This is a genomic window from Bacterioplanoides sp., from assembly GCF_965219715.1.
Classification (GTDB): domain Bacteria; phylum Pseudomonadota; class Gammaproteobacteria; order Pseudomonadales; family Oceanobacteraceae; genus Bacterioplanoides.
Genome location: NZ_OZ244785.1, coordinates 4,249,698 through 4,270,053 on the forward strand (window position 1 = coordinate 4,249,698; position 20,356 = coordinate 4,270,053).

The 20,356-nt window shown below is 49.1% G+C and carries 18 protein-coding genes; 13 read left to right on the forward strand and 5 right to left on the reverse strand.

Annotated elements, in window-relative coordinates; genetic code table 11:
• The first annotated feature begins 105 nt into the window (after nucleotides 1-105).
• The 4 genes from ACOQOZ_RS19690 to ACOQOZ_RS19705 all read left to right on the forward strand — a co-directional run bounded on the left by ACOQOZ_RS19690 (nucleotide 106) and on the right by ACOQOZ_RS19705 (nucleotide 4,636).
• Complete coding sequence (locus tag ACOQOZ_RS19690; RefSeq protein WP_420589859.1) at nucleotides 106-1,617, forward strand: DNA-3-methyladenine glycosylase 2 family protein; 1,512 nt, start codon at nucleotides 106-108, stop codon at nucleotides 1,615-1,617.
• A gap of 12 nt (nucleotides 1,618-1,629) precedes the next feature.
• Nucleotides 1,630-2,205, forward strand: a complete 576-nt coding sequence (locus ACOQOZ_RS19695) for a methylated-DNA--[protein]-cysteine S-methyltransferase (protein ID WP_420589860.1) — start codon at nucleotides 1,630-1,632, stop codon at nucleotides 2,203-2,205.
• 610 nt (nucleotides 2,206-2,815) lie between these two features.
• Nucleotides 2,816-3,949, forward strand: coding sequence for a 3-deoxy-7-phosphoheptulonate synthase (locus ACOQOZ_RS19700; RefSeq protein WP_420589861.1), 1,134 nt, complete (start codon nucleotides 2,816-2,818; stop codon nucleotides 3,947-3,949).
• A 57-nt stretch (nucleotides 3,950-4,006) separates the two neighbouring features.
• Nucleotides 4,007-4,636, forward strand: a complete 630-nt coding sequence (locus ACOQOZ_RS19705; RefSeq protein WP_420589862.1) for a phospholipid scramblase-related protein — start codon at nucleotides 4,007-4,009, stop codon at nucleotides 4,634-4,636.
• 42 nt (nucleotides 4,637-4,678) lie between these two features.
• Here the strand turns inward: ACOQOZ_RS19705 and ACOQOZ_RS19710 are convergent, their stop codons facing one another.
• Nucleotides 4,679-5,737, reverse strand: a complete 1,059-nt coding sequence (locus ACOQOZ_RS19710; protein WP_420589863.1) for a tRNA dihydrouridine synthase — start codon at nucleotides 5,735-5,737, stop codon at nucleotides 4,679-4,681.
• A 319-nt stretch (nucleotides 5,738-6,056) separates the two neighbouring features.
• Between ACOQOZ_RS19710 and ACOQOZ_RS19715 the strand changes: the two genes are divergently transcribed.
• The 3 genes from ACOQOZ_RS19715 to ACOQOZ_RS19725 all read left to right on the forward strand — a co-directional run bounded on the left by ACOQOZ_RS19715 (nucleotide 6,057) and on the right by ACOQOZ_RS19725 (nucleotide 9,502).
• Nucleotides 6,057-6,302, forward strand: coding sequence for an OadG family protein (locus ACOQOZ_RS19715; RefSeq protein ID WP_068660603.1), 246 nt, complete (start codon nucleotides 6,057-6,059; stop codon nucleotides 6,300-6,302).
• A 96-nt stretch (nucleotides 6,303-6,398) separates the two neighbouring features.
• Nucleotides 6,399-8,177 carry a sodium-extruding oxaloacetate decarboxylase subunit alpha gene (gene oadA, locus ACOQOZ_RS19720; protein ID WP_420589864.1) on the forward strand — a complete coding sequence of 593 codons (1,779 nt, stop codon included), beginning with the start codon at nucleotides 6,399-6,401 and terminating at the stop codon, nucleotides 8,175-8,177.
• 14 nt (nucleotides 8,178-8,191) lie between these two features.
• Nucleotides 8,192-9,502: a sodium ion-translocating decarboxylase subunit beta gene (locus ACOQOZ_RS19725; RefSeq protein WP_420589865.1), complete on the forward strand. Its 1,311-nt coding sequence runs from the start codon at nucleotides 8,192-8,194 to the stop codon at nucleotides 9,500-9,502.
• Nucleotides 9,503-9,607: 105 nt separating this feature from the next.
• On the opposite strand, the gene ACOQOZ_RS19730 is transcribed toward ACOQOZ_RS19725, so the two are convergent.
• Nucleotides 9,608-9,943 (reverse strand): DUF2956 domain-containing protein, encoded by a 336-nt coding sequence (locus ACOQOZ_RS19730; protein WP_420589866.1) that lies wholly within the window; start codon nucleotides 9,941-9,943, stop codon nucleotides 9,608-9,610.
• 99 nt (nucleotides 9,944-10,042) lie between these two features.
• Here ACOQOZ_RS19730 and dnaE point away from each other — a divergent pair, with 99 nt between their 5' ends.
• The 4 genes from dnaE to ACOQOZ_RS19750 are packed head-to-tail and all read left to right on the forward strand — an operon-like array spanning nucleotide 10,043 to nucleotide 15,830.
• A complete protein-coding gene (gene dnaE, locus ACOQOZ_RS19735; RefSeq protein WP_420589867.1) occupies nucleotides 10,043-13,534 on the forward strand; it encodes a DNA polymerase III subunit alpha in 3,492 nt (1,163 codons plus the stop codon).
• Nucleotides 13,515-14,906, forward strand: coding sequence for a tRNA lysidine(34) synthetase TilS (gene tilS / locus ACOQOZ_RS19740; protein WP_420589868.1), 1,392 nt, complete (start codon nucleotides 13,515-13,517; stop codon nucleotides 14,904-14,906). Before dnaE ends, tilS begins: the two co-directional genes overlap by 20 nt.
• Nucleotides 14,896-15,330, forward strand: coding sequence for a hypothetical protein (locus ACOQOZ_RS19745; protein ID WP_420589869.1), 435 nt, complete (start codon nucleotides 14,896-14,898; stop codon nucleotides 15,328-15,330). The genes tilS and ACOQOZ_RS19745 overlap by 11 nt, the downstream gene beginning before the upstream one ends.
• Complete coding sequence (locus tag ACOQOZ_RS19750) at nucleotides 15,321-15,830, forward strand: hypothetical protein (protein ID WP_420589870.1); 510 nt, start codon at nucleotides 15,321-15,323, stop codon at nucleotides 15,828-15,830. The genes ACOQOZ_RS19745 and ACOQOZ_RS19750 overlap by 10 nt, the downstream gene beginning before the upstream one ends.
• 26 nt (nucleotides 15,831-15,856) lie before the next feature.
• Here the strand turns inward: ACOQOZ_RS19750 and ACOQOZ_RS19755 are convergent, their stop codons facing one another.
• The 3 genes from ACOQOZ_RS19755 to pyrC are packed head-to-tail and all read right to left on the reverse strand — an operon-like array spanning nucleotide 15,857 to nucleotide 17,958.
• A complete protein-coding gene (locus ACOQOZ_RS19755; protein WP_420589871.1) occupies nucleotides 15,857-16,234 on the reverse strand; it encodes a YacL family protein in 378 nt (125 codons plus the stop codon).
• 1 nt (nucleotide 16,235) lies between these two features.
• Entirely contained in the window at nucleotides 16,236-16,898 is a 663-nt protein-coding gene (gene rnt, locus ACOQOZ_RS19760) for a ribonuclease T (protein WP_420589872.1), read from the reverse strand.
• 22 nt (nucleotides 16,899-16,920) lie between these two features.
• A complete protein-coding gene (gene pyrC / locus ACOQOZ_RS19765) occupies nucleotides 16,921-17,958 on the reverse strand; it encodes a dihydroorotase (protein ID WP_420589873.1) in 1,038 nt (345 codons plus the stop codon).
• 132 nt (nucleotides 17,959-18,090) lie between these two features.
• Here pyrC and ACOQOZ_RS19770 point away from each other — a divergent pair, with 132 nt between their 5' ends.
• Together ACOQOZ_RS19770 and ACOQOZ_RS19775 are read left to right on the forward strand one after the other, a co-directional pair.
• Nucleotides 18,091-19,014, forward strand: a complete 924-nt coding sequence (locus ACOQOZ_RS19770) for a flagellar protein MotY (RefSeq protein ID WP_420589874.1) — start codon at nucleotides 18,091-18,093, stop codon at nucleotides 19,012-19,014.
• A gap of 110 nt (nucleotides 19,015-19,124) precedes the next feature.
• Nucleotides 19,125-20,342, forward strand: a complete 1,218-nt coding sequence (locus ACOQOZ_RS19775) for an argininosuccinate synthase (RefSeq protein WP_420589875.1) — start codon at nucleotides 19,125-19,127, stop codon at nucleotides 20,340-20,342.
• Nucleotides 20,343-20,356 lie beyond the last annotated feature (14 nt).

The window sequence follows — 20,356 nt, forward strand, 5'->3', positions numbered from 1 at the left end:
GGCATAATAATCGGGGTAAGCTAGGACTGGTCGTGCCTTAACCTTCCATTGAGGCAATAGAGTTTTTCCAGAAGCCACTGGCTTTTGCTTGAGCAGAGCACAGCGATGTCCACAGAAGCAGAGCATATTAGCGATCGTTTGTTACCGGCGGATGATGTTTGTCGTCGTGCCCGGCTAAGCCGTGATATACGGTTTGATGGCGTGTTTTTTACGGTTGTGAAGACAACGGGAATCTTTTGTCGCCCGGTTTGCCCGGTGGCGCCACCGCTGGAAAAAAACGTGTTTTACGTTCCCTCTGCGGCCGAAGCTTTTCAACTTGGTTATCGCCCGTGCTTACGTTGTCGTCCGGAAACATCACCAATGAGTGCTGCCTGGCTGGGAAATGAAGCGATAGCTGCTCGTGTGATCCGTGCCGTTAATCAGGGGCAGCTGCAGCATGCTTCAGTTACTCAGTTGGCCGAGCGAATGGGAATCAGCGAGCGTTATCTGCGTAAGTTGTGTCAGCAATATGCCGGAGCCAGTCCAGTGCAAATGGATCAGGCGCGGCGCAGTTTATTGGCGAAGCAGTTGTTGTTTGATTCGGATCTCAGTATTACGGAAATAGCGTTTGCGTCGGGGTATCAAAGCGTGCGTCGATTTAACGAGCATTGGAAGCAACAATTCGGACAGCCACCATCGGCGATGCGTAAGCGACAAGCTTCTGATAATGAGGAGCAGAGTTTTAAGCTTTACCTTACCGCGCCAGAAAACTATGACTTTGAGTCTTTATTAGCATTTTTTCGTTTACGCCAATTACATCAGATAGAACGGGTAAGTGACGATGAATACCAGTGCTGTATTCGTTTGAGCAACGGCGACACGACTGTCATTAAAATTTGTTTTAATCGCTCCAGAAAACGCCTGGAGCTGAATCTGACGACGGACGCATTGGTTTTTGTCAGCGAAATAGTGGTGCTGGTGAAGCGCTTATTCGACCTTGAGGCCCCTGTTAGCCGAATCCTGTCAGATCTGGAATCTGATCCGAATTTATCGCTAGCAATTGATCGGTTGTCTTTGCAAGATCTGCGTTTACCGGGAACAGTGACACCATTTGAAGCGATCTTTCGAGCGATCGTTGGCCAACAGGTGAGTGTCAAAGCTGCAATTACCATTCTTAATCGTATTTTATTGCGTTTGTATGGAGAGGACTCGAAATCAGAAGTCGTGTTAAAGCCATTTCCTGACGCCGAAGATTTTACCGGGTTCAATTTTGACGGTCTTGGTTTGCCTCAAGCGAGAATCAACACGCTTACCTCAGTTGTTGACGCCTTTATTCAGCAACCGTGGATATTTGAATTTAATGCTGATCCGGAAGTGCGTCGTAACACTTTGCTTGAAATAAAAGGCATTGGCCCGTGGACCGTTAATTATCTGGAAATGCGTGCCTATGCTATGCCGGATGCATTTCCGGCAGGCGACCTGATTGTACGACAGAGTTACAGCCAGTTAATTAACAGCGAAAAAATACTGACAGAAAAACAATTGTTAAAACACGCTGAGAACTGGCAACCCTGGCGCGCTTACGCGACGCTATTATTGTGGCAATTTTATAATGCAGAAACTGCGACTCGGTCGTAATTGGAGTAATAAATGCCTGTATTGCATGCACATACCCCGGAAAAAATAACTCAGCAAGAGGGACCTGTTTGCCTGGTTGTCGCGTCCCCTTGGGGTGATATCGTGATCCGGGGTGAGAAAGATGTGATTCGTAGTATTCGTTTTCAGCCGGGACAGGTGAATCAGAATACCGATATTGCTGTCTGGGCGGATCACTGTCGACAGCAGTTCACGGCTTATTGTTGTGGTGAATTGCAGACGTTTGATCTGCCTATCAAGCCGATAGGTACCGATTTTCAGCAGCAAGTCTGGTTGGCACTGCAGAAAATTCCTTATGGAGAGTTAAGCAGTTATCAGCAATTGGCTGAGGCGATTGGCAATCCGGGTTCCGTCAGGGCGGTGGCCAGTGCTAATGCCAGAAATCCAATCAGTCTTGTTGTTCCCTGTCATCGGGTTATTGGTTCTGATAACGCGTTACGCGGCTATGCGGGTGGTATTGAGACCAAGGCGAAATTGTTGGAGTTGGAAGGTCATCAGATTCAGGCGGGTGAAATTACCCTCACGTCTAAGGTGCTGGATCACCGTCAAACGGAGTTTGAATTGCGTTAAACATGACAGGAAAAAGGTAAAAGCCAGTAATGACAAGTAAAAAGCAGGTTGCAATCTGATTCAGGATCATTAGTATCAGGCACATGAATATTTCAAATACACGTATCGCAAACATCATCGCTGAGCATCAAGCAGCGAATTCAGCACAGTCCAAGAACGGTCTGGTTGCGTCTGTGTATTTTGGGTGGTATGGCTTTGGCTATTTTAGTCAAAAGTCGGGTATCGCCAGCTAAAATTGAAAGTTGGCAGTCCCGGCGAAACGCCAGACTGCCTCCAGGGAACAAGAAAACCCCGATTGGCAGTCAGCCAGTCGGGGTTTTTTTATTGGACGTCGTTTTTCACAGAAGCAAAAGGCGACACACTGAAGAGAGCAATGAGATGGAAACACTCTGCATTCAGAACATTTTAAATTCTCAACCTGTTGACGCCGGAGGCGTGAAGGCAACAGGTCGATTTAGCTTTGCTGGCTATTTTAGCCCGGGCTTAGTGCGTCGTTGGTGATATTGACCAACAACCATTAAGTCCGGGCTCGATAGAAAAAGACATACGCGTGTAAAACATAAAACAGCAACATCCAGCAGATACAACAGCTAAATTAAGTGAGAAAAAGATGACAACTTCAGTGACAAAATTAAATCAGACAAACAATCAGACAGCCGATAAGCAACAAGCTGAAAAGCTGGCAGCGAATGATCCAGCAGTGCGCCAGGTGCGTACGCCACGCGAATTAAAGCAACAACTGGCGTTAACCGATGAGCTGGTTTTACAAATTGATCAGCAGCGTCAGCAGGTTAGGGATGTATTAAATGGCGACGATGATCGCTTATTGATTGTTACCGGCCCATGTTCTCTGCACGATGAAGAAGCGGCGCTGGATTACGGCAAACGCCTTGCGGCATTAAATGAGCAGCTCAGCGACAAGTTATTAATTGTGATGCGCGCTTATGTGGAAAAACCACGCACTCATATCGGCTGGAAGGGTTTAGCATACGACCCGGAACGTGATGGTCGTGGCAACATGGAACAGGGAGTTACCCGCTCCCGAGAGTTAATGATTCAGCTGGCTGAGCTTGGCTTACCACTGGCAACTGAGGCGTTGAATCCATTAACCATGTTGTACCTGGATGATCTGGTGAGCTGGACTGCGATTGGCGCCCGTACCGCTGAATCGCAAACCCACCGTGAAATGGTGAGTCATTTACCGATGCCGGTTGGCATTAAAAATGGTACTGATGGCTCGGCAACAACCGCAGTAAATGCCATGATTTCTGCACGTCACAGCCATCATACGCTGGGTCTGGATGTCGATGGCCAGATTGCTATGTTAGACACACCGGGAAATCCAGACACGCACCTGGTGTTACGTGGTGGCAAAAATATTCAGGGACAAACCATCACGAACTACGATGCTGAAAGTATTGCCGCTTCATTAACTACGCTGGCCGCGGGTGGGGTAAACGCCAAGGTGATGGTCGATTGCAGTCACGACAACGCCGAGAAACAACACCTGCGTCAGATTGATATCGCTAAAGAAGTAGTTTCTCAGCGAGCTGGTCTTGAAAATAAACCGGGTAATAAAGCGATTATTGGCTTAATGCTGGAAAGCTTCCTTGAGGAAGGTAAGCAAGGTATGGACGGTGAAAGAGGTGATGGTCAGCTGACTTACGGTAAGTCGATTACCGATCCATGTATTAGCTGGGGGCAGACAGCAGAACTGCTAACCGATCTGTATAATTTGCTTTGAAACAATATAGACAGATGCTGGCTTCAGCTGCCTGTCTTGGTGACGAACTGGAAAGATATGGAAATAGAGGAAGACACTTTACTAATCAGGCAGTTGGTTGATTTCAGTGAAATTATTCTGCCACTGGAGAGCACAAATCGTTATGAAATCAGGAACAAAGAGGGCGATGGAGCCTACTTTGCATTCGAGGTTGGGGGACGACGCTGGTTCTCGTTATTGGTGAGATCTGTGCTTTCAGGACATCGGCCATTCACTCTCAGGATTGTAAATGATGATAATAAAGATGTATTAACTGCTTATCGTCCGTTCCGTTTTTATTTTCATCGATTGAATGTATTTGAGAATGGCCAATGGATTGGTGCAGTTCAAAGGAAATTCAGTCTTGTGAATAAACTGTTCGAAGTTCTGGATGGCGATGGGAACTTACTTTGTGAAATTAAGGGACCATTATGGAAACCATGGACATTTGATATTGTCCAAAATCAAAAAGTGTATGGAATTATCCGAAAATCCTGGCGAGGATGGGCCGAGGAATTTCTCACGGATGCCGATACTTTTGGTATTCAGTTTCCAGATGGCGCAACCTCGAAGGAAAAGAAAATCCTTTTAGCTGCAGTTTTTCTCATCGACTTTATTTATTTCGAAGGTAATGAAGGTCAAGATTACATATCGAATTACAAAATCTGAGTGTTCCGCATTGATCACTAAATTGAAATAGACAACGGCAATTCAAAACCCACTATGCTGATACTGTTTAAAGTCCTCCCGCTGCGGAGGATTTTTTTCGACCTCAAGAATCGCCTGATCTAACTTCTCAAAAAACACCGCTTTATCCCGCTCACGTTTTACCTGCTGGAATACCGCAGAAATTTCCAGCGACTGCATGGTGAAGTAATGCAGCCACTGCTTCAGGCGGTCGGTGAGTTGTTTGTCGTTCAGGTCTTGCAGGTCGTCGGCGAGTTTGCGGAACAGCTGCAAGTGCTGTTGCCAGCCCTGTGGCTGGTAATCTGACCCCGAATGCTGTGCCTTGATACGTAAGCCAAGATCCGGCGTTGCCACCAAACCACGGCCAATCATCAGAATATCCGAGCCACTTTCCTGCATACATTGTTGCGCGTTATCCGGAGTCCAGATCTCGCCATTGGCCAGAACCGGTATCGAAAGCTGGCCCTTTATTCGCGAAATCCATTCCCAGTATGCCGGTGGTTTATATCCCTCGGTTTTGGTGCGTGCGTGCACGGTTAACCATTGGATACCAGCGGATGCCAAGGCATCGGCATTTTCCAGCGCCAGACTTTTATCTTTAAAGCCGAGACGCATCTTGGCAGATACCGGAATATGATCCGGCACGGCCTTACGAACAGCAGCTGTGATGTCGTGAATCAACTCTGGCCACTGTAATAACACAGCGCCGCCCTGGCTTTTATTCACGGTTTTTGCAGGGCAGCCAAAATTGAGGTCGATGGCGGGGGCGCCCATGCGAGCCACTTTGGCTGCGTTTTCGGCCATGAGTTGTGGATCGCTGCCCAGCAGCTGCACATGTACCGGCGTGCCCGCCCGGGTTTTGCCACGGTGTTCACCGGAATAGGCCAGTTCAGGACTGAAACGCTTAAACACCCGTTCCGGATACACCTGTTGAGTGATTCGGACAAACTCGGTAACACAGTGATCGATACCACCAACTGCGGTTAACAGCTCACGGAAATGACCATCCATTAATCCTTCCATCGGTGCCAAAGCAATATAAGGGGAATGGCAATTTGAGAAGGGCAGAGAACCGGTAAACATAGGACGACAGCTGAGCTAAATATAAAGAGCCGGAATTATACGCGGGAGTGATTTAGCACTCTAGTGGTATAGATTTTGTGAATGACGAATAACACTGGTCATTATATTCCGCGATTCCCCTTGCTACTGGCGCATTTCGCGTAACAGCTGGTTAGTAATTAACCGGATGGCAACCAGTTTAAGTTGCGCCAATTAGACCTTTTAAGTACTCTACGGCGGCTTACTATCCCCATAACTACGCGTTTCGTAAGGTTTATTTTGCGCAAAAGCAGAGTGAAAGGGCTGGGAGCTTCGACACAAAAAACAGAGGACGCCTGACATGACTGAGCCAAGTCTCGTCTCTCAAGGTTTGGACCTGATGGTATTTGGTATGGGAGTCGTATTCGTATTCCTGACCATGCTGGTATTCGTAACCAGCGCCATGTCTAAACTGGTGAACAAAATCGCGCCGGAAGAAGAAGTGGTTGCTACTCCAGCACCTGCAGCTCCGACCCAGGGCGTGGACCCACTGCTGTTAAAAGTATTGTCTGCAGCAGTTAAAGAGCATCGCGCGCGCCAGAAATAACGAAACCACGTTATTGATAGCTACCAAAAGTAGTAGCCCGCGAATTTGGATTACCCAAACGTTTACAACGTTAACGGATTGAAAAGGCCATCACCCATGACCGATTCTAAAAAACCTTTAGGTATCACCGACGTCGTTCTGCGCGACGCACACCAGTCCATTCTGGCGACTCGTATGCGCATTGACGACATGCTTCCCATTGCTGAAAAGCTGGATCAAGTAGGCTACTGGTCTCTTGAATCCTGGGGCGGCGCAACATTCGATTCTTGCATCCGCTTCCTGGGCGAAGACCCATGGGATCGCATTCGCGAATTCAAGAAAGCCATGCCAAAAACCCCGCACCAGATGCTGCTGCGTGGTCAGAACCTGCTTGGCTACCGTCACTATGCTGACGACGTAGTTGATAAATTCGTAGAACGCGCTGCTACCAACGGTGTAGACGTTTTCCGTGTATTCGACGCGATGAACGACCCGCGTAACCTGGAAACTGCATTAAAAGCAGTTAAGAAACAGGGCAAACACGCACAGGGTACTCTGTCGTTTACCACTTCTCCGGTTCACACCATGGAAGCATGGGTGTCTCTGGCGAAACAAATTGAAGATATGGGCGCAGACTCCATTGCCATTAAAGATATGGCCGGTGTACTGACTCCATACGACGCATTTGAACTGGTTGGCAAGCTGAAAGCTCAGACTGACCTGGAAGTTCAACTGCACGCTCACGCGACTTCAGGTCTGTCTGATATGACCATCCTGAAAGCAGTAGAAGCTGGCATCGACCGTGTTGATACCGCAATCTCTTCTATGTCCATGACTTACGGTCACACAGCAACTGAATCTGTTGTTGCTGCTCTGGCAGGTACTGAGCGTGAGACTGGCATTGATCTGCTGTTGCTGGAAGAAATCGCTGCTTACTTCCGCGACGTTCGTAAGAAGTACGCTAAGTTCGAAGGTGCTCTGAAAGGCACTGACTCCCGTATTCTGGTTGCCCAGGTTCCTGGCGGCATGTTGACCAACATGGAAAACCAGCTGCGTGAGCAAGGCGCGTCTGACAAGTTCGACGACGTACTGAAAGAAATTCCACGAGTTCGTGAAGACCTGGGTTTCATCCCTCTGGTAACTCCGACTTCTCAGATCGTTGGTACTCAGGCAGTACTGAACGTACTGACTGGCGAGCGTTACAAGTCTATCTCTAAAGAAACTCAGGGCATCCTGAAAGGCGAATACGGTGCTGCACCGGCGCCGATGAATGCTGAGCTGCAAGCTCGCGTTCTGGATGGTGCGGAAGCAATCACTTGTCGCCCGGCTGACCTGCTGGAAAACGAGATGGACAAGATCATTGCAGACGTTGACGCACTGGCTGCCGACAAAGGCATCAAGCTGGCTGCTGATAAAATCGACGACGCTCTGACTTACGCTCTGTTCCCACAGATTGCTCCTAAGTTCCTGGAAAACCGTGGCAACCCAGACGCATTCGAACCAGCGCCTAAAGGTGCTGACGAAGATACCTTCACCGTAACCGTTGATGGCAACGAATACGTAGTGAAAGTTGACGAAGGCGGCGACGTTAAAGAACTGGCTCCTGTAAACGGTGCCCCAATCAGCTTAGGTGGCGCTGCGCCAGCGGCTGGTGGTGCTGCTCCTGCAGCCGCTGTTGGTGGTGGTGATCCAATCGCTGCACCTCTGGCTGGTAACGTATGGAAAGTTCTGGTTCAGCCGGGTCAGCAAGTTGCTGAAGGCGATGTGGTTCTGATTCTGGAAGCCATGAAGATGGAAACCGAAGTTCGTGCACCGCGCGCTGGCACCATCGGCAGCGTTGCTGCGGCTGAAGGTTCTGCTGTTAAGGTTGGCGACACTCTGTACACGCTGGCTTAATGGGGGGCTGATTGATGGATAGCTTACTCCGTCTCTGGAATGACACTGGTATTGCCCACATTGAGGGTGGCCAGGCGTTCATGATGTTGGTGGCCTTTGGTATGTTGTACCTGGCCATCAAAAAAGGCTTTGAGCCACTGCTGCTGTTACCAATCGCTGTTGGTACTCTGATGGTTAACATCCCGAGTGCTGGCATGGGTTGGTCTGCGGCCGAAGCTGCGATTCGTTCTGCGGATCCAAAAGTACTGGCAGAATTTGCTGAACTGTTCGGCATTGCTGCTAACTCAACGATGGATCAGGTGTTTGCCGCTTATAAAGAAGCTTACGAAGTGCAGGGTATCCTGTACAAGAAAGCGGTTGCACTGGGTTCTACCCTGGGCTTCGATAACGGCATGTTATACGTGTTCTACAGCATGACGATTGCCAGTGGTGTTGCACCTCTGCTGATCTTCATGGGTGTTGGCGCGATGACTGATTTCGGCCCGCTGCTGGCTAACCCTAAAACTCTGCTGTTAGGTGCGGCTGCTCAGTTCGGTATCTTTGGTACTGTTGCTGGTGCGGTACTGCTGACTGATGCAGGCCTGATGGACTTCACCGTTCAGCAGGCGGCGGCGATTGGTATCATCGGTGGTGCTGACGGCCCGACTTCGATCTTTATTGCATCGAAACTGGCGCCTGAACTGCTGGGTGCAATTGCGGTAGCGGCCTACTCATATATGGCTCTGGTTCCTCTGATCCAGCCGCCAATTATGAAAGCACTGACTTCAGAATCTGAGCGTCAGATCGCCATGAGCCAGCTGCGCACGGTAACCAAAGGCGAGAAGATCGTATTCCCGATCGCTGTACTGGTACTGGTTGCGATTCTGCTGCCATCCGCAGCTCCGCTGCTGGGTATGTTCTGCTTCGGTAACCTGATGAAAGAATCTGGTGTGGTTGAGCGTCTGAGCGACACGGCACAAAATGCTCTGATCAACGTAGTGACCATCTTCCTGGGTCTGTCTGTTGGTTACAAAATGAGCTCTGATGCTTTCCTGAACGGCAGCACTCTGGCGATTATCATCCTGGGTCTGGTTGCCTTTATGGTAGGTACTGCTGCTGGTGTGATCATGGCTAAAATCATGAACAAGCTGAGCAAAGATCCTATCAACCCGCTGATCGGTTCTGCAGGTGTATCTGCTGTACCTATGGCGGCTCGTGTATCTAACAAAGTTGGTCTGGAAGCTAACAGCCAGAACTTCCTGTTGATGCATGCGATGGGTCCAAACGTTGCGGGTGTAATCGGTTCTGCGGTAGCAGCCGGTGTGATGATCAGCTTCTTCGGCTAATCATTAAACATCTCGTAAGACGTAAAAAAGCCGCTCTGGAAACAGAGCGGCTTTTTTGTTTCCGGAGCTTTTATAACTAGCTGCTTAGAGATCGAGCCCGATTATCTAAGGAATCATAAGCTGAAACGCAATAAACCCAATCCAGCTGACGGCGAGTAATATCCAGGGAAGAAAGGTCAGTGGCTTGGCTGGCTTTTCTTCTACCAGCTCCGTTTCGGTCTCTTTTAGTTTCGCTTTCAGCTCTTGTTTCCGCTGCTTGTCACGTTCGCGGGATTTTTGCTTTTCGCGCTTTTTATATTCAGCAATGCCTTTTTCGATACCCTGAGCAATCAGCTTGGTCTGCTCTTTGGTCTGACCAGGTTTTTGGGTGCCTTTGGCAATTTTCATTGCGTCAGCCTTGGTCGCATCTGAAATTTCTGCTTTGGAGTGCTTCTTAGCCATTTGAGATATTGATTGTGTGGGAGATAGTCGGGGAGTGTGCCATTAGCAAGCGAATGTCGCTACAATGGTCGTTTATTTTTTCAGCTTAAGTACCCGCTAATGTCCCAGAATTTTGTCCATCTTCGTGTTCACTCAGAATTTTCGCTGTACGACAGTACCGTGCGGGTGAAGAAGCTGATTGGTGCGGTTTCGGATATGGGCATGCCGGCTGTTGCTCTGACTGACCAGGCCAACATATACGCGTTGGTTAAGTTCTACAAAGGCGCTTTGGGAGCTGGTATTAAGCCAATCCTAGGTGCGGATCTGTGGTTGGAAAATGAAGAGGATATTCATGCACCGTTTCGTATAACAGCCCTGTGTCAGACGCCCGAAGGTTACCTCAGTTTGCGGGAGCTCATTTCCCAGGGTTTTGTTGATAATCAGCATTTCGACCGTGCCATGATCAAAAAGGAATGGTTGTTTGAACATCAACAGGGATTAATTGTGCTCTCAGGTGCGCGCGATGGTGATATCGGTCAGCGCGTGGTGAAGGGGGACTTAGAAGGTGCAGAGATACTTGCCAGGGAATACCAACACGTTCTTGGTGACCGTTTTTATTATGAAGTTCAGCGTACTGGCCGCGAAGGTGACGAAGTCGTAGCTAAGGCGGGTATCGCATTGGGCGGCAAGTTAGGAATCCCGTTGGTGGCGACCAACGATGTGCGCTTCCTGAAGGCTGAAGACTTTGAAGCGCATGAAACCCGGGTTTCGATTGGTCAGGGGTATGCCCTTGAAGATAAGCGCCGCCCGCGCGAATACAGCGAGCAGCAATATTTCCGTTCTGCGGAAGAAATGGCTGAACTTTTCAGTGATATTCCATCTGCGATTGAAAACACTGTTGAAATTGCTAAACGTTGTTCGGTGGAAGTGTTATTGGGTAAATACTTCCTGCCAGATTATCCGATTCCGGAAGGTCTGAGTGAAGACGATTTCTTCCGTAAAATTTCCGAAGTGGGTTTGCAGGAGCGTTTGGAGTTTATTTATTCCGACCTCGATCCAAATTCCGCTGAGTTCCAGGAAAAACGTAAGCCCTATGATGAGCGCTTAAAGTTCGAGCTGGATATTATTATCCAGATGGGATTCCCGGGCTATTTCCTGATCGTAATGGACTTTATTCAGTGGGCTAAAGACCACAATATTCCGGTAGGCCCGGGACGGGGTTCTGGTGCTGGCTCCCTGGTTGCTTATGCGCAGAAAATTACTGATCTGGATCCACTTGAATACGACTTGCTGTTCGAACGATTCCTGAACCCGGAACGGGTATCCATGCCCGACTTTGATATCGACTTCTGCATGGAAGACCGGGAAAAAGTAATTTCCTATGTGGCGGATAACTACGGTCGTCAGGCGGTATCCCAGATTGTGACCTTTGGCACCATGGCAGCAAAAGCTGTGGTCCGTGACGTGGCCCGTGCTCAGGGTAAGTCATTTGGTTTAGCGGATAAGTTATCGAAATTAATTCCGGGCGACCCGGGTATGACGCTGGAAAAAGCGTTAAATACCGAACCTGCACTCGGTGAATTTTTAAATGACGATGACGAAGCCCAGGAAATCTGGGATATGGCGTTGCGTCTGGAAGGTATCGCCCGTCAGACCGGTAAACACGCCGGTGGTGTGGTAATCGCACCCACCAAATTAACCGATTTTTCCGCCACCGCTTGTGAACCCGGTGGCGCAGGTCTGGTAACTCAGTTCGATAAAAACGATGTGGAAGAAGCCGGACTGGTTAAGTTCGACTTCCTGGGTCTGCGGACCCTGACCATTATCGATTGGGCATTAAAAACCATTAATCGTTTTCGTGAGCGTGAAGGTAAAGAGCCTATTCGGGTGGAAGAAATTCCGCTCGATGATAAAGAGTCGATCGAATATCTGAAAACCGCTCAGACTACCGCGGTATTCCAGCTTGAATCCCGGGGTATGAAAGACCTGGTTCGCCGTCTGCAGCCAGATAACCTGGAAGATATGATTGCACTGGTGGCCCTGTTCCGTCCGGGGCCGCTGGAATCCGGCATGGTTGATGACTTTATTAACCGGAAACACGGCCGTGCCGAAGTGGCTTATCCCCACCCGGATTTCCAACACGAAAGTTTAAAACCGATTTTAGAACCGACCTACGGCGTTATTGTTTACCAGGAGCAGGTAATGCAGATCGCCCAGACACTGGCAGGTTATACCCTGGGTGGCGCTGATATGTTGCGTCGGGCGATGGGTAAGAAAAAACCGGAAGAAATGGCCAAGCAGCGGGAAACCTTCCGCGAAGGCGCTATTTCGGTCGGGGTTGACCCTGACCTGGCGATGAAAATTTTCGACCTGGTGGAAAAATTCGCTGGTTATGGTTTTAACAAATCTCACTCCGCCGCCTATGCAGTCGTTTCGTATCACACACTGTGGCTGAAAAAACATTATCCGGCGCCGTTTATGGCGGCGGTAATGACCTCCGATATGCAAAACACCGATAAGGTGGTTGGTTTTATCGAAGAGTGTCGTGAAATGGAGTTGGCGCTGGTTTTACCGAATGTTAACCAGTCGGAATTTGGTTTTACCGTCAATGACGACGGTGCCATTGTTTATGGTTTAGGTGCAGTGAAAGGCGCCGGTGAAGGTCCGGTGGAAGCGGTCACCGAAGCCCGTGCTGAGGGCGGTGAATTTAAAGATTTATTCGACTTCTGTGAGCGTTGCGATTCCAAGCGAATTAATAAGCGGGTACTGGAAGCTTTGGTGCGTTGTGGTGCGTTTGACTGCTTCGGCGAGGACCGTTCAATTTTAATGGCCGCGATTGAAGATGCGGTAAAAGCCGCGGGTCAAAGTGCGGCTAACGAAGCTGCTGGTATGATCGATCTGTTTGGTGAAGTCGAAGCAGAAGTAGCTGATGAAACCGATCCGTATGAACGTCATCGTCATTTACGTAAGTGGACTCTGAAAGAACGCTTACAGGGTGAAAAAGATACCCTGGGCTTATACGTTACCGGCCACCCGTTTGATGAATATGAAAAAGAAGTACGCCAGCTGGTGCCAACCAAGCTGTCACATATTCAGGAAAATAAAGGCACGCAAAAACTCACTGGCTTAGTGGTTGATATGCGGGTGATGAAAAACAAGCGTGGCGACAATATGTGTTTTGTTACGCTGGATGATCGCTCTGGCCGTATGGAAGTCGCTTTGTTCGCTGATGTATATGAAGACGTTCGCGAAGTTGTTGCCAAAGATAAAGTGCTGGTTGTTGAAGCTCAGGTCAGTCATGACGATTATTCCGGCGGCTTAAAAGCAACCGGCCGCAGTGCGATGGAAATCAGTCAGGCGCGATTAACTTTTGCCAAGTCTTTGCGTATTAAAGTTGATGCTGAACTGGCAGGTGAGCGTTTGCCACAACAGCTGCAACAGAAATTATTACCGATGGAAAATGGTTGTCCGGTGGTGCTGGATTTCCGTAACGAAGTAGCTCAATGCGATATTCAATTGGGTGATCAGTATCGTATCAATCCCACCGACGATCAGTTGCTGCAACTAAAATACGAATTTGGCGAGGAAGCCGTTGAGTTGCTATTTAACTGAGGTTGTCGAACACCAGCTTAAAAATCAGCTTGCCAGTGAAAACCCAGTAATCTGGGTCGCACTAAGTGGCGGCCTCGACTCTGTCGTGTTGCTCCATCTGTTGGCACATTCCCGACGTTATCTAAACCACGTAAAAGCCATCCATGTTCATCATGGCTTGTCCGAAAATGCGGATTCCTGGCAGCTGTTTTGTCAGGATCTTTGCTCTCAGTTAAACATCCCGCTGACGGTAAAAAGAGTTGCAGTGGTTGCCTCTGGTGAGGGACTGGAACAAGCAGCGCGCAAAGCTCGTTATAGCGCCTTTGCCGAAGAATTAAGGCCGGGCGAATACTTGCTGACGGCACATCATGCGGACGATCAGATCGAGACTTTTTTTCAGCGCTTGATGCGAGGTGCTGGTATTCAGGGTTTAGGATCTATGCCTGTTGTTCGTCGTGAACAACATTATTTTTTATTGCGTCCGTTACTGTCGTGTCAGCGCACTCAGCTCGCTGATTATGCGCAGGCAAAGCAGCTAAGTTGGGTTGAAGATGAATCCAATCAGGACCAGCGATTTGATCGTAACTGGTGGCGTCAGAACTTACTGCCAACCTTATGGACACGTTATCCCGGACGTCAGGCCAGTGTATTACGCAGTATTGAGCAGTTACAGCGTGACAATGAGGTGTTGCAGGAGTTACTGCAGCCCAGGCTTGAAAGCTGTATTGCTGAAAGTCCCTGGCCGGGAACCGCCAGCCACAAATTATTGCTGAATGAATTAACCCGAAATAGTCATGCAATTCAGGCGTGTATTTTACGTGCTTGGTTCAGGCTTAATGGAATTAATTCCCCCTCTGCCATACAACTGCAATGTGTCTTTAGTGAAATCATCGCCGCTCAAACCGGTAAGCAACCCGAACTTGTGTTGGGGGCCTGGGTTTTAAGACGTTTCGATAATGCGTTGTTTTTGTGCGGTGCAGAGAGTGGGACAGATCGGTTGACTACTGAGGAGCAGCCCCTGAAGTTATCACAACTTTGTGCCGGAAATGAGACATCGTCAGCAGCTATCCGCTGGCATGCTGGCACAATACAGATTGCAGCCGATACACAGGAAAGTGATCGTGTTGGGTTGTTACCCGGGGACTACACCCTGATGACTGCCGCAACAATTCCAGCGGGGTTGATAAGGCCACATGGACGGCCGGCGAAAAAACTCAAACATGTCTGGCAAGAGCATAAAATCCCGCCCTGGTTAAGGCCACAATGGCCCTGCCTGGTTGCGGATAATGGAGACCTGGTTAGTGTTATTAACCTGGCTGTGGACTCTCGATATATTGCAGAAGACGGCTGTACACTTAGTTGGAGTCGTCAGGAAAAGAATAATGAAGAATAAGATTGCTGGCCTGTTTTTACTGGTAATGAGCCTGCTTCCGGTGGCTGCTCAGGCTTTATCTGTGTATCAGGTTAATGCGGTGATGACTTATGCCGGGCAGCTGAAAACCGATACCGCATTTGTCATTCTGGAGAATGATACCAGTCGTTTTGAAGAACACGGTGCAGGTGGCTATAGTTTAGTGCTGAGTGTGAATCAGAACGCAGGTGGCAGTTATACCGTTGATACGGAAATTTATGCAGATCTCGGTAGAGGTCAGAAATTACTGGGCACACCTGCTGTCACCATGGAAAAAGATAAACCGGCCAGCGTTGCATTTGATACTGAGCTGGTTGGGCGTGTGGAGTTGCAGCTGACTCTGGTAAAACACGTGGATGTTGACGGAAATGAATTGCAAGAATGCAAATATGTAGAGTGCGAGTAATATTGCGTTTTCTGTTGTTATTAATTGCAGGAATCTGGCTTGCTGGTTGTAATGATGCTGGCGAGCCTATTCTGCGCGGAGTTAAGCAAGGAAACAGCGAGCTTTCAAAAGCCGGTGATACACCTGCACAGCCCGGCAGTGAAGGCGAAAGCCCGGAAGATAACACCTTTGGCGTTGAAGAATTGTTTTATCAACCGCAGGCAACTGACCAGAAGCACACAAACGTAGCGCGACGCATCCTTGATCTCAATTTACCCCATGAAATAAAACACGGTGATATTCACGCCAACACGGAACCGCAGTGGCGTAATCACGCGTTGGTTGGTGAGACCCAAACCTTTCCGAACTTCTTTGAGCACAAAGCTGAAGTGAATCAGAAGCCATCGGCTGTAGACTTTTCTGGCAAGGTTCACTGGCAGGAGGCCGCGGAAGATCTGGCCATTCCGCCGCTTAACACCATTGAGGGATTAGAATTGGAAATATCGGTGAAAACGCGATAACCGATATTGAAGCCTGTAAGAAGGCCTTAGCCAGAGCAGTACTCCAGCCAGGCGATCAGCAAGTCTTTAAAATCATCCAGACCACAACCGGCAATATCCTCACTGTCGTAGAAGTTCAGGCCATCGGCGGTCATCTGTTCCTGACTATCATCGTCAAAGTTTTCGGCAATGCTGTTGGCTTTGATCTCAACTTCATCGCGGTTCAGCGATAAAATAAATTCTTTGCCATTAATGTCCAGCGCTTCAAAAATACCGTCCTGAATTTGCTCGATATTATGTAATAAACCGGAAATGCGATCGGTATCGTTACCAATTTCGTCACTCAGCCAGCGGCCAATTGCAGCTTGTTCCATCGACAATTCTGCAACCGGGCCACGGTTTCCCTGATAAAACTGATATTCCAACTTAATCTTCCTCTTCTACCGCATGGCCAAGATCCAGTGGCCAGCCACCCAGATCTTTATAGCGGTTAACAATAAAGCAGAATAACTCGGCTGTTTTAAACGTATCGTATTCTGCGCTGTGGGCAGAGCTGTTGTCGAAATCGATACCAGCGGTTTTGCAGGATTTTGCCAACACGGTTTGTCCTAACGCGATTGCTGCAATGGATGCAGTATCGAACGAGGAAAACGGATGAAAAGGATCACGTTTAATATCATTACGGTCGACGGCTTCGCGCAAAAAACTGTGATCAAAATGGGCGTTATGACCAACCAAAACAGCACGATTACAGCCGTAATGTTTTATTTCGCGGCGAATGGTCTGGAACATTTCGCTTAATACATCGATTTCGAACTCGGCATCACGTTCAGGATCAAACGGATCAATACCGGTAAAATCCAGCGCTTCCTTTTCCAGATTGGCGCCATCAAATGGATGAATATTGGCTGACAGCGTTTCATGCGGATGCAGATAGCCGTCGTCGTCCATACGCAGAGTTACCATGGCGATTTCCAGCAGGGCATCGGTGCGTGCGTTAAATCCACCGGTCTCAACGTCAACCACAACGGGTAAAAAGCCGCGGAAGCGTTGCGCCATTAAGGATTTAGGCTGCTTATCGTCACTCATTGTTCGTCCTTAATCCTGTTTATTAGTAGTCCAGTTTCCAGCGCAGGGTCTCACCCGCGCGTAACGGTACGATGATATCATCGCCAAAAGGCATTTCAGTGGGGGCCTGCCAGTTTTGTTTAATCAGTGTGATTTCATCTGAATTACGTGGCAAGCCGTAAAAGTCCGGGCCGAAATGGCTGGCAAAACCTTCCAGTTTATCCAGTGCACCCAAGTCTTCAAAAATCTCAGCGTAAAGCTCAATGGCAGCGTAGGCGCTGAAACAGCCAGCACAACCACAGGCACTTTCTTTCGCGCCTTTGGCATGGGGGGCTGAGTCTGTTCCGAGAAAGAATTTAGGGCTGCCGCTGATGGCTGCTTCCTGTAACGCTTGCTGGTGAGTATTGCGCTTGAGAATCGGCAGGCAGTAGAAATGGGGTTTGATACCACCAACCAGCATGTGATTTCGGTTGTAAGCCAGGTGTTGCACGGTAATGGTTGCGGCAACGTTGTCGCTCTGGCTCTGGACAAACTCAGCGGCATCTTTGGTGGTGATGTGTTCAACCACCATTTTTAGATCAGGGTGGCGGCTTGCCAGTGGCACCAGAATTTCATCGAGGAAACGTTTTTCACGATCGAAAATATCCACATCGGAGTGTGTGACTTCACCGTGAACCAACAACTTGATGTCATGTTCTGCCAGGGCTGCGGCCAGTTCGTCCAGTTTGCTCAGGTCAGTAACGCCGGAGTCTGAGTTGGTGGTCGCTCCTGCCGGATACAGCTTAACCGCAACGATATGACCGGCTTCTTTCGCTTCGCGAATCATTTCCGGAGTGGTGTTATCGGTCAGATACAGCACCATTAATGGATTGAAATTCAGCCCCTGCGGTACTTTCGACAGGATTCGGCCGCGGTAATCCAATGCCTGTTCTGCCGTCATTACCGGTGGCTGCAGGTTCGGCATGATGATCGAACGACCCATAACACGGGCTGTGGCTGGCACGGTATGCTGCAGCACTGAGCCATCGCGCAGATGCAGGTGCCAGTCGTCAGGACGGGTAATGGTTAAACGCTCAGTCATCTCTGCAAACCTCGACTAATCTTATTGGTGTAATTGGCGCATATTGTACCGAATTAGTACGCTGATTTCTTAATTATCTCGGTGACTTGCCGATAACTAAGCTAAGTTGCATTCAAAGTTTACGTGAAGCCCATGCCTAACATGTTCCGCCTGGCGACATTACTGCTGTTTTCATTGCCGATGCAGGCTGCTGAGCCGCTGCATTTTGGCGGCAGTCTGGATAATACCGAGTGGTCATTAAGCGGTTCGGTGTTTGAATGCCGTTTCGCCCAGAAAATTCCTGAATACGGTCATGCCGTTTTCTATCATCAGGCCGGTGAAGATGTGTATTTCCAGCTGGAGACCATTCGTAATCTGATGGATTACAGCCAGGCGCGGGTCAGTATTCTGCCGCCTTATTGGCAGCCCAGTGGAAAAACAGAGAATCTGGGAAGTGCCAAGATTGTTAAAGACAAACCCAATCTCAGCCTCGATCATGAGCGTACTAATCAGTTTTTACATGCCTTGATGGAAGGCAAGTGGCCGACCATCAGCCATAAAACCTATTACGACGATCAGCGCTTTGTGCGTGTTCAGGTGTCTGCGTTTGCTTTCGATGAGTTCTACCTCGATTACCTTGAGTGCGTGAAACAGCTGCTGCCGGTTAACTTTGATCAGGTCGCCCGCTCAAAGGTATTTTTTGGCGGTAATGAAAAAGTGGTCGATAAAGCCGATACCGATATTCTCGATCGCATTATCTTTTATATGAAAAACGATCCGCGGGTATTTGCGGTGTATCTCGATGGCCACTCCGATAATCAAGGGCGCCGTTATGATCAGCGCCAGATCTCCAAGGCCCGGGTGGAAGATGTCGAGCGCTACTTTATCAAGCAAGGGATTAATCCGGAGATGATTACCACCCGTTTTCATGGCGGACGTTATCCGGTTGCCACCAATAAAACCGCCAAAGGCCGGGCAGAGAACCGTCGGGTGACCATTCGCCTTGAGCAGCGTGAAGATATGCCGATTCCGGATAATCTGCTGTTTAAGCTGCCACCACGCGCTGATCGGCGCTAGTCCGCGACAGGCTTGGCTAGTCGCTGTACAACCAGTACAATACGCCCCCTTAAATTTTCTATCGCCTGAGCTGATAAGCGGTTCGGGCCTAATCATCCTGGAGAAATTCCATGTCAGACATCAAAAAAGTGGTGTTGGCCTATTCCGGTGGTCTGGACACCTCGGTAATTGCTAAGTGGCTGCAAGAAGAATATCAGTGCGAAGTAGTGACCTTTACTGCTGACCTGGGTCAGGGTGAAGAAGTTGAACCTGCGCGTGCCAAGGCTGAAGCGCTGGGTATCAAAGAAATCTATATCGACGATCTGCGTGAAGAGTTCGCCCGTGACTTCGTCTTCCCGATGTTCCGTGCAAACACCATTTATGAAGGTGAGTACCTGCTGGGTACTTCGATTGCGCGCCCTCTGATCGCTAAGCGTCTGATTGAGATCGCTAACGAAACCGGCGCTGACGCTATCGCTCACGGTGCAACCGGTAAAGGTAACGACCAGGTTCGTTTCGAATTAGGTGCCTACGCACTGAAGCCAGGCGTTAAAGTGATTGCTCCATGGCGTGACTGGGATCTGACTTCCCGTGAAACTCTGATGGCTTATTGTGATGAGCACGGTATTGAAGTTGAGAAGAAGGCAGGCAAAAAGTCGCCTTACTCAATGGACGCTAACCTGCTGCACATCTCTTACGAAGGCGACATTCTGGAAGATCCTTGGAATGAGCCGGAAGAAGATATGTGGCTGTGGACCAAGGCACCTGAGCAAGCGAAAGATGAGCCAACTTACCTGACCATCAGCTTCAAAAACGGTGACCCGGTTGCGATCGACGGTGTGGAAAAGTCGCCAGCGACCATTATGGAAGAACTGAACAAAACAGCTGGTGAAAACGGCGTTGGCCGTGTCGACATCGTAGAAAACCGTTATGTGGGCATGAAGGCCCGTGGTTGTTACGAGACTCCAGCGGGTACTGTATTGCTGAAAGCGCACCGCGCTATCGAGTCCATCACGCTGGACCGTGAAGCGATGCACCTGAAAGATGAGCTGATGCCTAAATACGCTAAGCTGATTTATAACGGTTACTGGTGGTCCCCTGAGCGTGCCATGCTGCAAGCCGCGATTGATGAAACTCAGAAAGTGGTAAACGGTGACGTTCGCCTGAAACTGTACAAAGGCAACGTCATTGTTGTTGGTCGTCAGTCTGAAGACACGTTGTTCGACGAAGCGATTGCTACTTTTGAAGACGATGCCGGTGCTTACGATCAGGCTGATGCCGCAGGCTTCATTAAGCTGAATGCTTTGCGTCTGCGTACTGCTGCCAAAAAAGGCCGCAGCCCGCTGTAAGCATTGTTGCTTTT